The organism is Streptococcus suis (genome assembly GCF_046032515.1).
Taxonomy (GTDB): domain Bacteria; phylum Bacillota; class Bacilli; order Lactobacillales; family Streptococcaceae; genus Streptococcus; species Streptococcus suis_AL.
Map to the genome: position 1 here is coordinate 133,940 of NZ_JARQPJ010000001.1, position 15,763 is coordinate 149,702.

At 42.2% G+C, this 15,763-nt stretch carries 15 protein-coding genes and 1 tRNA gene; 13 read left to right on the forward strand and 3 right to left on the reverse strand.

The features are described 5' to 3' along the window. Nucleotides 1-40: 40 nt before the first annotated feature. Together ftsE and ftsX are read left to right on the forward strand one after the other, a co-directional pair. Nucleotides 41-733, forward strand: a complete 693-nt coding sequence (gene ftsE / locus P7J49_RS00720) for a cell division ATP-binding protein FtsE (protein WP_023369634.1) — start codon at nucleotides 41-43, stop codon at nucleotides 731-733. Continuing rightward, complete coding sequence (ftsX, locus tag P7J49_RS00725; RefSeq protein WP_029186309.1) at nucleotides 726-1,655, forward strand: permease-like cell division protein FtsX; 930 nt, start codon at nucleotides 726-728, stop codon at nucleotides 1,653-1,655. Before ftsE ends, ftsX begins: the two co-directional genes overlap by 8 nt. A gap of 52 nt (nucleotides 1,656-1,707) precedes the next feature. On the opposite strand, the gene P7J49_RS00730 is transcribed toward ftsX, so the two are convergent. The 3 genes from P7J49_RS00730 to P7J49_RS00740 are packed head-to-tail and all read right to left on the reverse strand — an operon-like array spanning nucleotide 1,708 to nucleotide 4,471. Further along, nucleotides 1,708-1,860 carry a hypothetical protein gene (locus tag P7J49_RS00730; protein ID WP_004298744.1) on the reverse strand — a complete coding sequence of 51 codons (153 nt, stop codon included), beginning with the start codon at nucleotides 1,858-1,860 and terminating at the stop codon, nucleotides 1,708-1,710. Further along, entirely contained in the window at nucleotides 1,860-4,004 is a 2,145-nt protein-coding gene (feoB, locus tag P7J49_RS00735; protein ID WP_408568790.1) for a ferrous iron transport protein B, read from the reverse strand. The genes P7J49_RS00730 and feoB overlap by 1 nt, the downstream gene beginning before the upstream one ends. Beyond that, nucleotides 4,001-4,471 (reverse strand): ferrous iron transport protein A, encoded by a 471-nt coding sequence (locus P7J49_RS00740; RefSeq protein ID WP_408568792.1) that lies wholly within the window; start codon nucleotides 4,469-4,471, stop codon nucleotides 4,001-4,003. Before P7J49_RS00740 ends, feoB begins: the two co-directional genes overlap by 4 nt. 282 nt (nucleotides 4,472-4,753) lie before the next feature. On the opposite strand from P7J49_RS00740, the gene P7J49_RS00745 reads away from it, so the two are divergent. The 11 genes from P7J49_RS00745 (at nucleotide 4,754) to P7J49_RS00795 (ending at nucleotide 15,757) form a co-directional block, all read left to right on the forward strand. Next, nucleotides 4,754-4,826 (forward strand) — tRNA-Thr (locus P7J49_RS00745). 474 nt (nucleotides 4,827-5,300) lie between these two features. After that, nucleotides 5,301-7,028 carry an ABC transporter ATP-binding protein gene (locus tag P7J49_RS00750; RefSeq protein ID WP_408568794.1) on the forward strand — a complete coding sequence of 576 codons (1,728 nt, stop codon included), beginning with the start codon at nucleotides 5,301-5,303 and terminating at the stop codon, nucleotides 7,026-7,028. Then, nucleotides 7,028-8,767, forward strand: coding sequence for an ABC transporter ATP-binding protein (locus P7J49_RS00755; RefSeq protein WP_408568796.1), 1,740 nt, complete (start codon nucleotides 7,028-7,030; stop codon nucleotides 8,765-8,767). Before P7J49_RS00750 ends, P7J49_RS00755 begins: the two co-directional genes overlap by 1 nt. A 131-nt stretch (nucleotides 8,768-8,898) precedes the next feature. Next, the gene (locus tag P7J49_RS00760) at nucleotides 8,899-9,474 is read left to right on the forward strand and encodes a carboxymuconolactone decarboxylase family protein (RefSeq protein WP_408568798.1); all 576 of its coding nucleotides are present in this window, start codon (nucleotides 8,899-8,901) and stop codon (nucleotides 9,472-9,474) included. Between the two features lie 243 nt (nucleotides 9,475-9,717). Beyond that, the gene (locus tag P7J49_RS00765) at nucleotides 9,718-10,419 is read left to right on the forward strand and encodes an N-acetylmannosamine-6-phosphate 2-epimerase (protein ID WP_408568799.1); all 702 of its coding nucleotides are present in this window, start codon (nucleotides 9,718-9,720) and stop codon (nucleotides 10,417-10,419) included. Between the two features lie 57 nt (nucleotides 10,420-10,476). Further along, nucleotides 10,477-11,787, forward strand: coding sequence for an ABC transporter substrate-binding protein (locus tag P7J49_RS00770; RefSeq protein ID WP_408568801.1), 1,311 nt, complete (start codon nucleotides 10,477-10,479; stop codon nucleotides 11,785-11,787). A 155-nt stretch (nucleotides 11,788-11,942) separates the two neighbouring features. Next, on the forward strand, nucleotides 11,943-12,830 hold the full coding sequence (locus P7J49_RS00775) for a carbohydrate ABC transporter permease (RefSeq protein ID WP_029186299.1): 888 nt from the start codon (nucleotides 11,943-11,945) through the stop codon (nucleotides 12,828-12,830). A gap of 13 nt (nucleotides 12,831-12,843) precedes the next feature. After that, nucleotides 12,844-13,674, forward strand: a complete 831-nt coding sequence (locus tag P7J49_RS00780) for a carbohydrate ABC transporter permease (protein ID WP_024376836.1) — start codon at nucleotides 12,844-12,846, stop codon at nucleotides 13,672-13,674. 18 nt (nucleotides 13,675-13,692) lie between these two features. Further along, a complete protein-coding gene (locus P7J49_RS00785) occupies nucleotides 13,693-14,148 on the forward strand; it encodes a YhcH/YjgK/YiaL family protein (protein WP_408568803.1) in 456 nt (151 codons plus the stop codon). Between the two features lie 33 nt (nucleotides 14,149-14,181). Beyond that, on the forward strand, nucleotides 14,182-14,835 hold the full coding sequence (locus P7J49_RS00790; RefSeq protein WP_408568805.1) for a DUF624 domain-containing protein: 654 nt from the start codon (nucleotides 14,182-14,184) through the stop codon (nucleotides 14,833-14,835). 1 nt (nucleotide 14,836) lies between these two features. Continuing rightward, nucleotides 14,837-15,757, forward strand: coding sequence for a dihydrodipicolinate synthase family protein (locus P7J49_RS00795; protein WP_408568807.1), 921 nt, complete (start codon nucleotides 14,837-14,839; stop codon nucleotides 15,755-15,757). Nucleotides 15,758-15,763 lie beyond the last annotated feature (6 nt).

A 15,763-nucleotide genomic window follows, 5' to 3' on the forward strand; every position in this document is an offset into this window, starting at 1 on the left:
CTCAAATCTAAAGAAAGGACTGTCTAAGACAGGAAATCCTATGGGAATAATAGAAATGAAAGACGTTTCCAAGAAATATGGAAACGGAACGACTGCCCTTCGCGGAGTATCAGTCAATGTTGAAGCGGGAGAATTTGCCTACATTGTAGGTCCTTCTGGTGCAGGTAAGTCAACCTTTATCAAACTCTTGTATCGGGAGGAAAAGCTCGATAAGGGGAGTCTAAAGGTTGGTAAATTTGACCTTGCAAAAATTAAAAAGAGAGATGTTCCTCTTCTACGTCGTAGTGTAGGAGTGGTTTTCCAAGACTATAAACTCTTACCTAAAAAGACTGTCTTTGAAAATATTGCTTATGCGATGGAAGTTATCGGTGAGAAACCACGGAATATCAAGAAACGTGTAATGGAAGTTTTAGATTTGGTTGGTTTGAAGCACAAGATTCGTTCTTTCCCAAATGAACTTTCAGGTGGTGAGCAACAGCGTATTGCTATTGCCCGTGCCATTGTAAATAATCCTAAAGTATTGATTGCTGATGAACCAACTGGTAACTTGGACCCTGAAAACTCTTGGGAAATCATGAATCTATTGGAGCGAATCAATTTGCAGGGGACAACGGTTCTTATGGCAACTCATAACAGCCAGATTGTTAATACCCTCCGCCATCGGGTAATCGCGATCGAAGACGGTCGAGTAGTACGGGATGAAGAACAAGGAGAGTATGGATACGATGATTAGACGATTTTTTAGACACTTTATTGAATCATTGAAGAGTTTGAAGCGAAATGGTTGGATGACAATTGCAGCTATTTCATCTGTAGCTATTACTCTTACTTTGGTTGGTCTATTTGCTTCAGTTATTTTAAACACAGCAAAGCTTGCTTCGGATTTGGAGCAGAATGTACGCATCAATGTATACTTGAGAGCGAACTCAACTGATCAAGCTGAGACGATTGTGAACGAAGCAGGAGAGACGGTAGCTAATCCAGATTATCAAAAGGTGTATAATCAGATTACAGCCTTAGAAAATGTACAATCTGTTACTTATTCAAGTAAGGATGAACAGTTGCAGAAATTAACAGCTACCTTGGGAGACACTTGGAACTTATTCCAAGGAGATGCCAATCCACTTTACGATGCTTATATCATTGATACGACAGATCCAAATTATGTTAAATCTGTGGCTGCAGAAATTGCAAAAATTGATGGTGTTACAGAGGTTCGAGATGGTGAAGTAGAGACAGAGCGTATTTTCAAGTTGGCTGATTTAGTTCGGACTTGGGGATTGGCAGCGACTGGTTTATTGCTCTTTACGGCGGTCTTCTTGATTTCCAATACTATTCGAATTACCATTATTTCTCGTAGCCGTGAAATTCAGATTATGCGTCTGGTTGGTGCTAAAAACAGTTATATTCGTGGACCATTCCTCTGGGAAGGTGCCTGGGTAGGGTTCCTCGGAGCTATTTTACCTTCTGTTTTAGTCTATTCTCTTTATAAGATGATCTATACTTCAGTAAATGCTAGTCTTGCTAGTCAAGATTTGTCTCTGATTAGTATGAATGTCTTTGTTCCAGGAATGATTGGCGCACTTTTTGTAATTGGTATTATTATTGGTTCCTTGGGATCAGTCATTTCCATGAACCGCTACTTAAAAATTTAATAGACAAGCTACATGTAAAAAGGTCTGCACAATAATGAGGCAGACCTTTTTGTTATGGATGTCTATGGTGAGAAGATTCGTTCATCTCTTGCTTAATAGCACAGTCGCAGGAGCAATCTCCGCAGGACCCTTTTCCTTTGATGAGACTGCGAATAGCAAGAGAAAATAAGATGACGATGATAAGAAAGAGGATAAGAGTAGGCATTAATATTCTCCTTTTTCTAATGTTTTTAGCGTGACGATTGGAAGGGTATTGGCTGGTTTTTTCACTAGGCTGTAGATGGCTATGATAATTAGAAAGATAGCGATAAATGTCCAGACGGTTGGTAATTGTCCGTAGATAAGTACAAGACCAATCTGATAGATAACCAAACTACTTGCATAGGCTAAACCTGTTTGGAAACCGATAGCAATCCATGTCCACTTGGCTTCTCCCATTTCACGGTGAATGGCACCAATAGCCGCAAAACAAGGGGCACAGAGGAGATTGAATACTAGGAAGGAATAGGCTGACAATGCTGTATAGTCTTGTTGTAAAAGCCCCCAGAGTTCGGGATTTTCTTCGGTTGTTTCTCCTAATTTATAGAGGATACCAAAGGTGGCAATGACGGTTTCCTTGGCTAAGAGACCTGTAATGGCTGCAACAGTTGCTCGCCAATTTCCGAAACCAAGTGGGGCAAAGAGGAGAGAAAAACTGCGTCCAATGGAGGCTAAAATACTCTCATCTGTTTCTACCATTTGTAAGGACCAATTATAGGAACTGCTGAACCAAATAATGATGTTGGTCACAAATATAATGGTACCAGCTCGTTTGATAAAACTAAGAGCCTTATCGAATGCATACCGGAGAACCGTACTGAGTTTCGGTAAGTGATAAGATGGTAATTCCATGATAAAGGGGCTTGCGACTCCACCGAGCTGCTTGGTCTTTTTTAGTGCCATTCCGGATAGGACGATGGCGGCCATACCGACAAAATAGGCACTTGGAGCAATCCAAGGATTGTCAGGAAAGAAAGCACCAGCTACCAGCGAAATGATAGGAAGTTTGGCAGAACAGGGCATGAAGGTTGCTGTCATAATGGTGATTTTTCGGTCCTGTTCATTTTCAATAGTCCGACTTGCCATGACTCCTGGAACGCCACAGCCTGTGGAAATCAACATGGGAATAAAGGACTTGCCTGACAAACCAAAACGTCTAAAAATCCTATCCATGACAAAGGCTACTCGGCTCATATAGCCGATGTCTTCCAAGATTCCCAAGCAGACGAAGAGGACGAAAATTTGTGGTACAAAACCGAGAATGGCTCCGCATCCTGCAATAATGCCATCAAGGACCAGAGATTGTAGCCAGCCAGCGATTTCAAATCGATCTAGATTTTCCTGAATAAGGCCTGGAACAAGCTCTCCGAAGAGGACATCATTCACCCAGTCTGTCCCCATTGTGCCAATCGTTTGAATAGACAGGAAGTAGGTCAGCCACATGACTGCCGCAAAGATAGGGAGGGCAAGAAAACGATTGGTAACAAGTCGGTCTATGTTATCAGACAGGTTAAAAGCCTTATCGCTGTCTTTTGTGACCAGTTCTGTGATTTTCTCGATAAATTGGTAGCGTTGATTGACGATAATGGCTTCCATATCGTCTGCGTAAATTTTTTCCAAAATGGCAATGATTTCGGTCAAATCAAGCATGTCTTGTGCATTGAGTTGCAATTGGTCTAGAATGACTTGGTCTTGTTCGAGTAGCTTAATGGCGTAGAAGCGTTTTTGATGATTTGGGATGGAATCCGATAATAGGTCAATAACTTGGGCAAGACCGGCTTCAAATTGCTTATCATACTGAGGATAGATTGGCTCGGCTTGCTGATTGGTAATTTTTTCTACTTCATGGAGGAGCTGGGATATACCTAGCTTTTTTAGTGCACTGATAGGCTGTACAGGAACTCCCAGTTGATAGGAGAGTTGGTCGCTGTTTATTGAGCGACCTTGACTTTTCAGGGCGTCTGTCATATTGAGGGCGATAACAGTAGGAAGGCCCATTTCTAATAACTGCAAGGTCAGATAGAGATTTCGCTCCAAGTTTGTTGCATCAAGGACGTTGAGGATAGCAGCTGGTTGGTCCGCTATCAAATAATCTCTGGCAACCCGTTCTTCTGGTGTGTAGGGAGATAGCGAGTAGATACCTGGTAAATCTTGAATTAATAAATGCTTTCGCTTTTTGATTGTTCCAGATTTTCTTTCAACGGTGACTCCAGGCCAGTTACCAACACGTTGGTTGGTTCCTGTTAGGAGGTTGAAAAGAGTTGTTTTTCCGCTATTTGGATTTCCTGCAAGGGCGATGTGTTTTGTCATTTCTTCACCTCGCTTGTGAGTTGAACACCAATCATTTGCGCTTCGGATTTGCGTAGTGTCAGCTCGTATCCTCTCAAGGTAATTTCGATTGGATCTCCCAGGGGCGCGACTTTTTTGAGAAATAGCTGCGTGTTCTTTGTAATTCCCATATCCATGAGGCGACGACGGAGTGCACCTGTTGCATAGATGTCCATGACCTTAGCTGAGCTACCAATAGGTGCCTCAGATAGATTGATTATTTCCGTAGCTGACTTTTCTATTAAAACCAGAGATTCAATAATTTCTCTGTCTAGGGCTAGACGGCTTGCCTTGACTTGGAAAATAGCATTGGTCTTGGTTTTTGAAATGATGCGAATCTCTTCTCCGACTTTCAAACCTAAGTGCGCTAAGTGTTTACGAATATCATCTTGCGTTAGACAATCTTTGACTAAATAAGATTGTCCAACTTGAAGGTTTTGCAGTTTCATATCGTTTCCTTTGTGATTTTTATAACAATAGTATAGCACAATTCCTTAAAAGTGTCAGATAATTTTTAGGAATAGCCTATTTTCTCTTTATTTTTGGTTTTTCATTGTCAGTTACCAACTTGTCCCATAGTAAGTTCTACCTTATTTCTTTGTCTCAGTCTAATTTCCAGTTTTTAAGACAGACTAGAACTTACTTTGGGAATTTAGCCTTCTTTATTTTTCTCAATATTTCCAAAAAATCCATTGACTTTTTTTAGAGATATGATATACTAGTCAAGTACTGCTGGTTTAGCTCAGTCGGTAGAGCGCATCCATGGTAAGGATGAGGTCGCCGGTTCAATCCCGGCAACTAGCATAAAATAACGCTAAAAACCCTTGAAACACAAGGGTTTTGTTATGTCTGCCCCAAATTCTTCCCTGATATCAAAAAAATCTTGACTTGTCAGTTTATTATGTTAGAATAGGGCTTAGAAAAAAGAAAGGAGTAAAACAAATGAACACACAACTTGTCCTTCAGCAAGCTATTTTTTATCATACACTCCTTTCTAAGCAGGAAAACAGGGCTTATTGAAAGACTTTTGGAGTTTTCGTGGCCCTACTCTGGAATAGTGGGAAAGTCAAGCATGTCTTAACATGGTCAGGTGGGCTTTCCAAGGCTATTCTAGAGTTGGTCTTTGTGGACTGAGCCATGCCTAGGTGGAGTTTAAAACATACCTAGGCTTTTTTGTGCTTAGAAAGGAATCGTTTTAATAACATTTTTCACAAGTAAAATGCTTTTAGAATGAGAGGGTATTTTGAGTGAATACAGGTTTTAACTTAAAGGAGAAATATGTTTAAATTGATATTTGATTACGTCAAACAACACAAGTGGCTCTACTTGCTGGTTGTTGTGACCTTGATTATTTATGATGTCACCCTCTTGATACCAACGCAGATTATTCAGAGGATGGTGGATACGCTGACCAAGAATGGCTTGACTGAGCGGATTTTAGTTCAAGAGATGAGCCTATTGCTTTTGGTGACCTTTCTCAATTATGGGATGGGTTTTATCTGGCATCTTAAGCTTTTTCAGGCCTCGGTCAATTTCAAATTTGATATGCAACAACGAGCCTTTAAAAAGATGGTCACCATGCGAACACCTTTTTATGAAAAATTTCGGTCTGGTGATGTCATGACCCGCTTTTCAACGGATGTCGATGGCCTGATGGAGATGGTCGGATACGGGCTCATGATTGTGGTCTATTCCGGGGGTATGTTAGCATTTATCATTCCTACCATGCTTTTGATTGATTGGAAGATTTCCTTCCTGGCTATCTTACCGATGATTTTTATGGCAGTTGCTTTCTTTTTCATTGGTCGTAAGCAGGATCAGGCTATTGATGCCAACCGTGAGGCAGTTGCACAGCTCAATAATGAGGTCTTGGAAGTTGTCGAGGGTATTCGTGTAACCCGCGCCTATAGCAAAAAGGCAGCTCAAAAGGCTCAATTTCAAGCTCGTACCAAACAATTGGCTCAAGGTGGGGATCGCATCACTTCCTTGCAATCATTGTATAATCCATTAGCCACAGTCTGTTTGGGATTATCTACTATTTTCGTGCTTCTCATGGGGGCACAAGCTGTGAGAGCAGGGCAACTGACCTTGGGACAAGTAATTGCCCTTCAATTGTATGTTGGTTCGCTTTTAGAGCCGTTTTGGACACTAGCAGATTTCATCCTTGTTTATCAGACTGGTAAGACATCTTTCGAAAAACTGCAAGAGCTGATTGAGACGGGTGATGATTTGGAGGCTGATGGTTCTAAGGAAATTGCAGAGCTGTCTAGTATTTCCTTCAAAAATTATAGCTTTAGTTATCCACAGGCGGAAAGAGCCAGCCTACAGGACATCAATTGGACACTGAAAGCAGGGCAAACTGTAGGTATCGTTGGGAAGACTGGTTCGGGAAAAACGACCTTGGTTCGTCAATTCTTACGCCAGTATCCGATTGGTCAGGGAAATTTTTTCATCAATCATCAATCTGTTTTAGACTTTAAACGTTCTAGTATAGAGGAAAAAATTGGCTATGTTCCACAAGAACACATTTTGTTTTCAAGGTCTGTTGGAGAAAATATTGCCCTTGGGAAAGTAGCTAGTAGCTCTGAGGAGATTGAACAAGCCATTGCCACAGCAGCTTTTAGTCAAGATTTAAAACGGATGAGTGATGGTCTTGATACCATGATTGGTGAGCGTGGTGTGTCTATTTCTGGCGGTCAGAAACAACGGATTTCCATCGCCCGTGCTTTCCTGCGAGAGCCAGATTTGCTAATTCTAGATGATTCTTTGTCGGCAGTGGATGCTCGGACAGAACGCCAGATTATCCAAAATATTCAAAAAGAACGTGCAGGCAAAACCAATGTCATCGTGACCCATCGTCTATCTGCTGTCAACCATGCAGACTGGGTACTAGTCTTGGATGAGGGGCGTATCGTCGAAGAAGGGCGTCCAGCTGATTTGCTTGCCCAAAGAGGTTGGTACTATGAACAATACCAACGACAACAAAGCCAGGAAGGAGGAGAGTAATGACTATTTTAGGTTTTTTATTAAAACAAATCGGTCGTGTCAAGTGGCTATTTACGTTTGCTGTAGTCTGTTACTTAGTAGCTTCTAGCCTCTTGCGTTTTGCCCCCCTTATTATTCAAAAAGCCATCGATGGCCCTTTACGGGCCTTGAGTGAAGGCCAACCCTTCCAAGAATCCCTTTTCTTACAAATGGCAAGTCAATATGTGGCCATGATTTTCTTGGGTGCACTTGGCTATTACCTTTCCATGCGGCTCTTGATGCACTCTGCCAATAGGATAGCAGAGTATTTGCGCAACCTGGCCTATGATGTTATGCAGTGCTTGCCCATTTCCTATTTTGATGATAAACCTGCCGGGAAGATTGCCACTCGTATTGTTAACGATACTGAAACCTTGCGCAATCAGTTTTACGGTACCTTGGTCAATGTCTTTAATAGTTTTGTTCGCTTGCTTCTTACCTACGGGATTGTTTTCTACCTCAATCCTAGTCTAGGTTTTGCTCTCTTGCTTCTAATTCCAGTCTTTATCGGTATTCAATTTATCTATAAAAAGTTGACCGATAAGCCTATGAAGGACTTTTACGATGCGCGAAGCGAGGTCAATACACAGGTCAATGAGACCATGAATGGTGCTAGTTTGATTCAGCTCTATGGGCAGGAAGAGAGAGTGCTAGCTGAGTTTGAAGCGACAGCAGATAAGATGCGCCGTGCGGATAACCAGATTATCTGGGCCCAATCCAGCTCGACATGGACGTTGACGGAGTTTTTGAAATTTTTAGTTCTGACAGGGATTTTAACCATTATTGGCTATCAATTTTTACAAGGTCAATCTAGCTTGTCACCAGGTAAATTATTTGTGTATATTGATTACATAGAGGGGATTTTTTTGTCCCTTGGTGCCTTGGTCAAGCAGTTTCCAAATCTCCTTCGGTCGATTGAAACAGGTAAGAGGTTGATGGGCTTGCTGGAAGAAGAAACGGAGCCCGATAGTAGTGCTGAATTGACGGTGACAGACGGTCAGGTGGTCTTTGACCAAGTGACCTTTGCCTACGAAGTTGGCAAGCCTATTCTCAAGGACATCTCCATTCAGGCAGACAAGGGAGCAACCATTGCACTGGTTGGGCATACTGGGTCTGGTAAGTCTTCTATTATGAACCTCCTCTATCGTTTCTATGATCCACAGGAGGGACGTGTACTGATTGATGGGGAAAACATCCGTGATTATTCTCGTGAAAGTCTGCGCAGTCACATGGGGATTGTTTTGCAAGATCCCTATCTCTTCACTGGGACCATCGCTAGCAACGTGGCTATGGATACGGAGAAGATGGATAGGCAGGCAGTCATAGAAGCCCTAGAAAAAGTTGGGGCAGGTCCAATGCTTGCTCGCTTGGAACAAGGTATCGATGAACCAGTATTTGAAAAGGGGTCAACCTTCTCAAGCGGTGAACGTCAATTGATTGCCTTTGCCCGCACCCTTTACTCCAATCCCAAAATCTTGATTTTGGATGAGGCGACTTCACATATCGATACGGAAACAGAGGAAATTATCCAGCATGCTATGGAAGTGGTCAAGGAAGGTCGGACAACCTTTATTATCGCCCATCGTCTGTCCACTATTCAAAATGCAGACCAGATTTTGGTCTTGGACCAAGGTCGTATTATTGAACGTGGCAAACATGAGGAGCTGCTTGCCTTGGGTGGTGTTTATGCACAGATGCATGAGATACAGGCTAGGGTCTAGAAAACAATAACGAATAGTTATTCATTATTGAACGATAGGTAAAATATATTAGCAAAACTTTTAGAGGTATGATAGGATAATCCTATATCGTAGAAGTCGTGGTTGATGACTTGATGTAAAAAAAGCATGAAATGGAGTTTTCTATGACACAAGCAATTTTCCCTATTCATACCTTGGACACTGTTAGACCTGATTTGAGAGAAAATTTGGAAACGGTCAAGAAAAATAATGGCGGTTATATTCCAAACTTAATTGGACTTCTGGCTAATTCTCCAGCCGCTTTGGAAACTTATCAGACGGTCGGAGGAATTAACCGCCGCAACAGCCTGACACCGACTGAGCGTGAAGTGGTACAAATTACAGCTGCCGTTGCCAATGGCTGTGGATTTTGCGTGGCAGGTCATACGGCTATTTCTATCAAGCAGGTTAAGATGCCAGATCTTATTCTACAGGCTCTACGCCAGGGAACTCCCATCGAAACGGATGCAAAATTAGATGCTCTCGCTCGATTTACTCTGGCGGTTATCCATGAAAAAGGCAAGGTTGAACAGCCCTTGCTAGAGGAATTTTTTCAAGCTGGTTATACTGCTGAAAACGCCTTGGATGTAGTATTAGGAGTCAGTCTTGCAACTCTTTGTAATTATGCAAATAACCTGATTAACACCCCAATCAATCCAGAATTACAGGCCTATGCTTTGGAGAATTGAGTAAATAGAATAGAGTAAAAACCAGTCGGAAAAATCGGCTGGTTTTTTCAGCTCTAACAAGTGAAACTATTTTTATAAAAAAGTTAGAAAATAGAAAGTAGTTTCAAAAAATCCCCTTTTCTTTCTTCAGGCAGAAATTAAAATTTAAATGTAAAAGTCTATTGAAAAAACATCAGTATATTATATAATTATATTGTAAACGCTATCTTGGATCCAATAGTAGAACGGTGCAAGGAGAATTAAATGGCGATCATAAGCAAAGAAATCTTAAAAGAGCAGATTAAAGATGGCATTATTATTTCCTGTCAAGCTTTACCAGGTGAGCCTTTATACAGTGAAGAAGGCGGAGTTATTCCTCTATTGGTCAAAGCAGCCCAGGAAGCAGGTGCTGTAGGTATTCGAGCAAACAGTGTTCGAGATATTAAAGAAATCAAGGAAGTGACCAATTTACCAATTATCGGAATTATCAAGAGAGATTACCCTCCTCAAGAGCCTTTCATTACGGCAACGATGAAAGAGGTTGATGAGCTAGCTGAGCTAGACATTGCAGTTATTGCCCTGGATTGTACTAAACGTGAGCGGTTTGATGGTCTGGACATCGTTGATTTCATCAAGCAAATCAAGGAAAAATATCCACACCAACTCTTTATGGCAGATATTTCCACCTATGAAGAAGGTGTGACAGCCTACGAGGCTGGAATTGATTTTGTTGGAACGACCCTATCTGGCTACACTTCATATAGCCGACAGGAAGATGGTCCAGATATTGAATTGGTTGATCGACTCTGTCGAGCAGGTATTGATGTCATCGCTGAAGGAAAAATTCATTATCCGGATCAAGTCAAAACCATCCATGATCTAGGTGTTGCAGGTATCGTTGTTGGCGGGGCTATTACCCGACCAAAAGAAATAGCAGAGCGGTTTATCCGAGTGTTGAAACAATAAATAAGTAGTCTAAGCACCCATTGGGGTAAGCAAAATAATAAAAAAAGGAGAAGAATGATGAAGAAAATCATACATTCGTTGTTAGCTGGTGTGGCAGTTTTGTCACTTGCAGCATGTAGTAGTACAAGCAATACAACTGCTGAAAAAACTGCTGATTCTAGTGCTTCTGGTAAGACAGAAATCACATGGTGGGCCTTCCCAGTCTTCACTCAAGAAAATACAGAAGACGGTGTTGGTACCTATGAGCAAAAAATTATTGCTGCTTTTGAGGAAGCAAACCCAGACATCACTGTCAAACTCGAAACCATCGACTTTACATCTGGGCCAGAAAAAATCACAACTGCTATCGAAGCAGGTACTGCTCCAGACGTTCTCTTTGATGCGCCAGGTCGTATCATTACCTACGGAAAAAATGGTAAGTTGGCTGACTTGAATGACCTCTTTACTGATGAGTTTGTCAAAGATGTCAACAATGACAATATTATTCAGGCATCAAAAGCTGGTGATACAGCCTACATGTACCCACTCAGCTCTGCGCCATTCTACATGGCCTTTAACAAAGCGATGTTGAAAGACGCAGGTGTGCTTGATCTTGTCAAAGACGGTTGGACTACTGACGACTTTGAAAAAGTGATCAAAGCCTTGAAAGACAAGGGCTACAACCCAGGTTCCCTCTTCTCTAACGGTCAAGGTGGCGACCAAGGTACTCGTGCCTTCTTGGCAAACCTCTATAGCGGAAGCATCACCGATGAAGGTGTAACCAAATATACAACTGATTCAGAGCAAATGATCAAAGCCTTGGATAAGGCAGCTGGCTGGATTAAAGACGGTTACATGATGAATGGTTCACAATATGCAGGTGGCGATGACATCCAAAACTTTGCAAATGGCCAAACATCTTACACCATCCTTTGGGGTCCTGCGCAAAATGGTATCCAAGGACAATTGTTAGAAGCATCTAAAGTAGAAGTGCTCGAAGTACCATTCCCATCTGAAGATGGTAAGGCAGCTCTAGAATACCTTGTAAACGGCTTTGCAGTCTTCAACAATGGCGACGAAGCACGCGTAGCAGCAGCTAAGAAATTCATCCAGTTCATCGCAGATGATAAAGAATGGGGTCCTAAGAACGTTGTTCGTACAGGAGCATTCCCAGTTCGTACATCATTTGGTGCCCTTTATGATGATGAACGTATGGCTATGATTGATAAGTGGACTCAATACTACTCTCCATATTACAACACCATTGACGGTTTTGCTGAAATGAGAACTCTTTGGTTCCCAATGCTTCAAGCTGTATCAAATGGCGAAAAAGAAGCAGAACCAGCTTTGAAAGAATTCACTGAGCAAGCAAACGCAACGATTAAATAAATGAATTGAATGAGGCTCCTTTTCTCTGTCAGTTTCCTACAAAGATAAAGAAAGGGAGCCATTCCTTTCATGCTTTATGAAAATCAACAACTATTTTTCAGTAGGTATTTTGATTTTCATTGAGAATGATTCCGAATAGAATTGAGGTGTTCTCGGTGCAGATAAATAAGATTAGAATGCGGGAGACCATTGTATCCTATACATTCTTAGCTCCTATTCTCATTTTCTTCACTATTTTTGTACTTGCTCCAATGATTATGGGATTTGTCACCAGTTTCTTCAACTATACGATGACAGATTTTAGCTTTGTTGGGCTGGATAACTATGTACGGATGTTTAATGATCCGATTTTTATCAAATCTTTGATTAACACGTTGATTATCGTGGTTGGGTCAGTGCCAGTCGTTGTCTTCTTTTCAGTCTTTGTGGCTTCTCAGACCTATGAAAAGAATGTCATCGCTCGCTCGTTCTACCGTGCGGTCTTCTTCTTACCTGTTGTTACAGGTTCGGTTGCTGTAACGGTCGTTTGGAAATGGATCTACGATCCACTGTCAGGTATTTTGAACTTTGTCTTGAAATCTGGTGGAATCATCGACCAGAACATCAGCTGGCTGGGGGATAAGCAATGGGCCTTGTTAGCCATTATCATTATCCTTTTGACAACTTCAGTTGGTCAGCCTATTATCCTCTACATTGCAGCTCTGGGTAATATTGATAATTCTTTGGTAGAAGCAGCGCGTGTGGATGGTGCCAATGAGCATCAGGTTTTCTGGCAAATCAAATGGCCAAGCCTCTTGCCAACAACTCTTTATATTGCAGTTATTACAACCATTAACTCTTTCCAATGTTTTGCCCTCATTCAGCTCTTGACTTCAGGTGGTCCAAACTATTCGACTTCGACCCTCATGTACTATTTGTACGAAAAAGCCTTTAAGTTGTCTGAGTATGGCTATGCAAATACCATGGGTGTTTTCTTGGCAGTCATGATTGCCTTGATTTCCTTTGCTCAATTCAAGATTTTGGGTAATGATGTGGAGTACTAGAAAGGAGGAGACCATGAAAAAGAAAACCATTACGCCTTTTGGTGTTATTTCAACCATTATTTTGCTCTTGTTGACTATCCTTTTCATCTTTCCTTTCTATTGGATTATGACAGGGGCCTTTAAGTCACAACCGCATACTATTGTCATTCCACCTCAGTGGTGGCCAACCCAGCCAACACTGGAAAACTTTACCAAGTTGACGGTACAAAACCCTGCCTTGCAATGGCTATGGAACTCCGTCTTCATTTCCTTGGCAACCATGATTTTGGTGTGTTCAACTTCCTCACTAGCAGGTTATGTTTTGGCTAAGAAACGTTTCTACGGTCAGCGGATTTTGTTCTCTATCTTCATCGCGGCTATGGCTTTGCCGAAACAGGTTGTTCTTGTGCCTCTTGTTCGGATTATCAACTTTATGGGGATTCACGATACGCTAGCTGCGGTTATTCTGCCGCTTGTTGGTTGGCCATTCGGTGTTTTCTTGATGAAACAATTCTCAGAAAATATCCCAACAGAGCTCTTGGAATCGGCTAAGATTGACGGTTGTGGCGAGCTATCCACTTTCTGGAATGTTGCCTTTCCAATTGTCAAACCTGGCTTTGCTGCCTTGGCCATTTTCACCTTCATCAACTCATGGAACGACTACTTCATGCAATTGGTTATGCTGACTTCACGTCAGAACTTGACCATTTCGCTGGGTGTTGCGACCATGCAGGCTGAAATGGCAACTAACTATGGAGTTATCATGGCTGGTGCTGCTATGGCTGCTGTCCCAATTGTTACCGTCTTCCTTGTCTTCCAAAAATCCTTTACACAGGGTATTACTATGGGGGCTGTTAAGGGATAAGTTCATGGAGAAAGTTGCATGATTTACGATCATATTGAACATGTTAGGCACTATAAGGGCCTGCATCCTAACTTGGATCTTGCCTTGGCTGTTCTGGAAAAGGGAGATTTTCGAGAGCAGGAGCTAGGCAAGTATGAAGTTGCAGGTCAGAATGTTTATTATTTCCTCCAAGAAAATACCCTCTCTGAGGAGTTTAAGGAGGAATTTGAATACCACCGTTCTTATGCAGATATCCATTTTGTCATCAGTGGTCAGGAACAAATTTCCTATGGTTGCCGTCTGGTTGGAGAGGATACTGGATTTGACCAGGCAGGTGATATCGGTTTTGTTCCCAGTGAAAAATGGGTGGATTGTCTACTAGATGGGAATTACTTTGCTATATTCCTACCTGGGGAAGTTCATCAGCCAAACCAATGGGCAGGTGGTGCCAAGACTGTCCACAAGTGTGTATTTAAAGTCTTAATTGATGATTAAGTCCTTTATAAAATAGAAAGGGGGAAGAAGAGGATGAAAGGAAAAGGTGGTAGAACACTGGTTCAGTCCCTGTTTGATGTCCATCATCCAGCCTGGCAACTGGTAGAGAAGATCTTCGATCTTATGCTCTTAAATAGCTTAACTGTTTTGGCAAGTCTCCCTCTTTTTACCTTAGGGGTTGCCAAACTAGCCCTCCAGGCCAGTTTATGGGACATGCATGAAGAAGGTAAAATCAAGGTCTGGTCGACCTACTGGGGGCATTTTCGTCGCCAGTGGAAACAGGGTCTAGTCTTGTCACTGGTAGAAATTGGGCTAACGACATGTTGCCTTTTGGACCTCTATCTAATCTGGGGGCAGGCTGGACTAGTTTTTGATGGTTTCCGTGCAAGCTGCATTGCTATCTTGCTCTTTAGCCAGTTGCTCTGGGTCTATGTCTACCCACTAGCCAGTCGTTTTCAGCTCCGCTTGAAAGACTTGTTTTTGCAAGGGATTTTCTACCTTGGGACTATGTTGTCTCTGACCTTTGTGGTCAGTCTTGTCTTACTCCTCTTGGTTGCTGTCCTCTTCTATTCAGACCTCACCCTCTTGATTGGTCTGGTGAGTTTCCTGTTTTTTGCCTATGCTGGCCTATCCTTTCTATTTATTAGAGAATTTGGCTCACGATTACAATCGTTAAAAAGGAATTAGAATGAAAGATTTATCGAAATATCATGGTATTATCCCAGCCTTTTATGCCTGTTATGATGAGGCTGGTGACATTAGTTCAAAGCGTGTAAAAGCTCTGGTTCAGTATTTCATTGACAAGGGAGTTCAAGGGCTTTATGTCAATGGTTCGTCTGGTGAATGCATTTACCAAAGTGTGGCAGACCGCAAGCAAATTCTTGAAGCGGTTATGGAGGTTGCCAAGGGCAAATTGACCATCATTAACCATGTGGCCTGCAATAATTTGAAGGACAGTGTGGAACTAGCACGCCATTCGGAAGAATTGGGTGTCGATGCTATTGCAGCTATTCCACCGATTTATTTCCGTTTGCCTGAGTACAGCATCGCAGCTTACTGGAACGGCATTAGTGCCGCTGCACCAAATACAGATTTCATCATCTACAACATTCCGCAACTGGCAGGTGTGGCTTTGACGCCTAGTCTGTACAAGGAAATGTTGAAAAATCCACGAGTGGTAGGGGTGAAGAATTCTTCTATGCCAGTTCAGGATATTGATACCTTTGTTAGTCTAGGCGGTGAAGATTATGTGGTCTTCAATGGTCCAGATGAGCAATTTCTCGGCGGTCGCCTCATGGGGGCTAAAGGAGGAATTGGTGGTACCTATGGCTCAATGCCAGAACTCTTCCTACGGCTCAATCAGTTGATTGCTGACAAGGACTTGGAAACAGCCCGTCAATTACAGGCAACCATCAATACCATCATTGGTAAATTGGTGTCTGGTCATGGTCATATGTATGCTGTCATCAAGGAAGTTATCCGTATCAATGATGGCTTGGACATTGGCTCTGTTCGGGAACCTCTAACGGCCTTAACAGAAGCGGACCTTTCCATCGCTCAAGAAGCAGCCCAGTTGATTCGGGATGCCAAGGAAAGATTTGGTGCCTAGGAGGTG

Bases quoted from the DNA above. Each gene is read 5' to 3' on its own strand.
- P7J49_RS00780 (WP_024376836.1), top strand. From the start codon at position 12,844: ATGAAAAAGAAAACCATTACGCCTTTTGGTGTTATTTCAACCATTATT.
- P7J49_RS00765 (WP_408568799.1), top strand. From the start codon at position 9,718: ATGGCGATCATAAGCAAAGAAATCTTAAAAGAGCAGATTAAAGATGGC.
- P7J49_RS00790 (WP_408568805.1), top strand. From the start codon at position 14,182: ATGAAAGGAAAAGGTGGTAGAACACTGGTTCAGTCCCTGTTTGATGTC.
- P7J49_RS00770 (WP_408568801.1), top strand. From the start codon at position 10,477: ATGAAGAAAATCATACATTCGTTGTTAGCTGGTGTGGCAGTTTTGTCA.
- P7J49_RS00755 (WP_408568796.1), top strand. From the start codon at position 7,028: ATGACTATTTTAGGTTTTTTATTAAAACAAATCGGTCGTGTCAAGTGG.
- P7J49_RS00760 (WP_408568798.1), top strand. From the start codon at position 8,899: ATGGAGTTTTCTATGACACAAGCAATTTTCCCTATTCATACCTTGGAC.
- P7J49_RS00795 (WP_408568807.1), top strand. From the start codon at position 14,837: ATGAAAGATTTATCGAAATATCATGGTATTATCCCAGCCTTTTATGCC.
- P7J49_RS00740 (WP_408568792.1), bottom strand. From the start codon at position 4,471: ATGAAACTGCAAAACCTTCAAGTTGGACAATCTTATTTAGTCAAAGAT.
- ftsE (WP_023369634.1), top strand. From the start codon at position 41: ATGGGAATAATAGAAATGAAAGACGTTTCCAAGAAATATGGAAACGGA.
- ftsX (WP_029186309.1), top strand. From the start codon at position 726: ATGATTAGACGATTTTTTAGACACTTTATTGAATCATTGAAGAGTTTG.
- feoB (WP_408568790.1), bottom strand. From the start codon at position 4,004: ATGACAAAACACATCGCCCTTGCAGGAAATCCAAATAGCGGAAAAACA.
- P7J49_RS00785 (WP_408568803.1), top strand. From the start codon at position 13,693: ATGATTTACGATCATATTGAACATGTTAGGCACTATAAGGGCCTGCAT.
- P7J49_RS00730 (WP_004298744.1), bottom strand. From the start codon at position 1,860: ATGCCTACTCTTATCCTCTTTCTTATCATCGTCATCTTATTTTCTCTT.
- P7J49_RS00750 (WP_408568794.1), top strand. From the start codon at position 5,301: ATGTTTAAATTGATATTTGATTACGTCAAACAACACAAGTGGCTCTAC.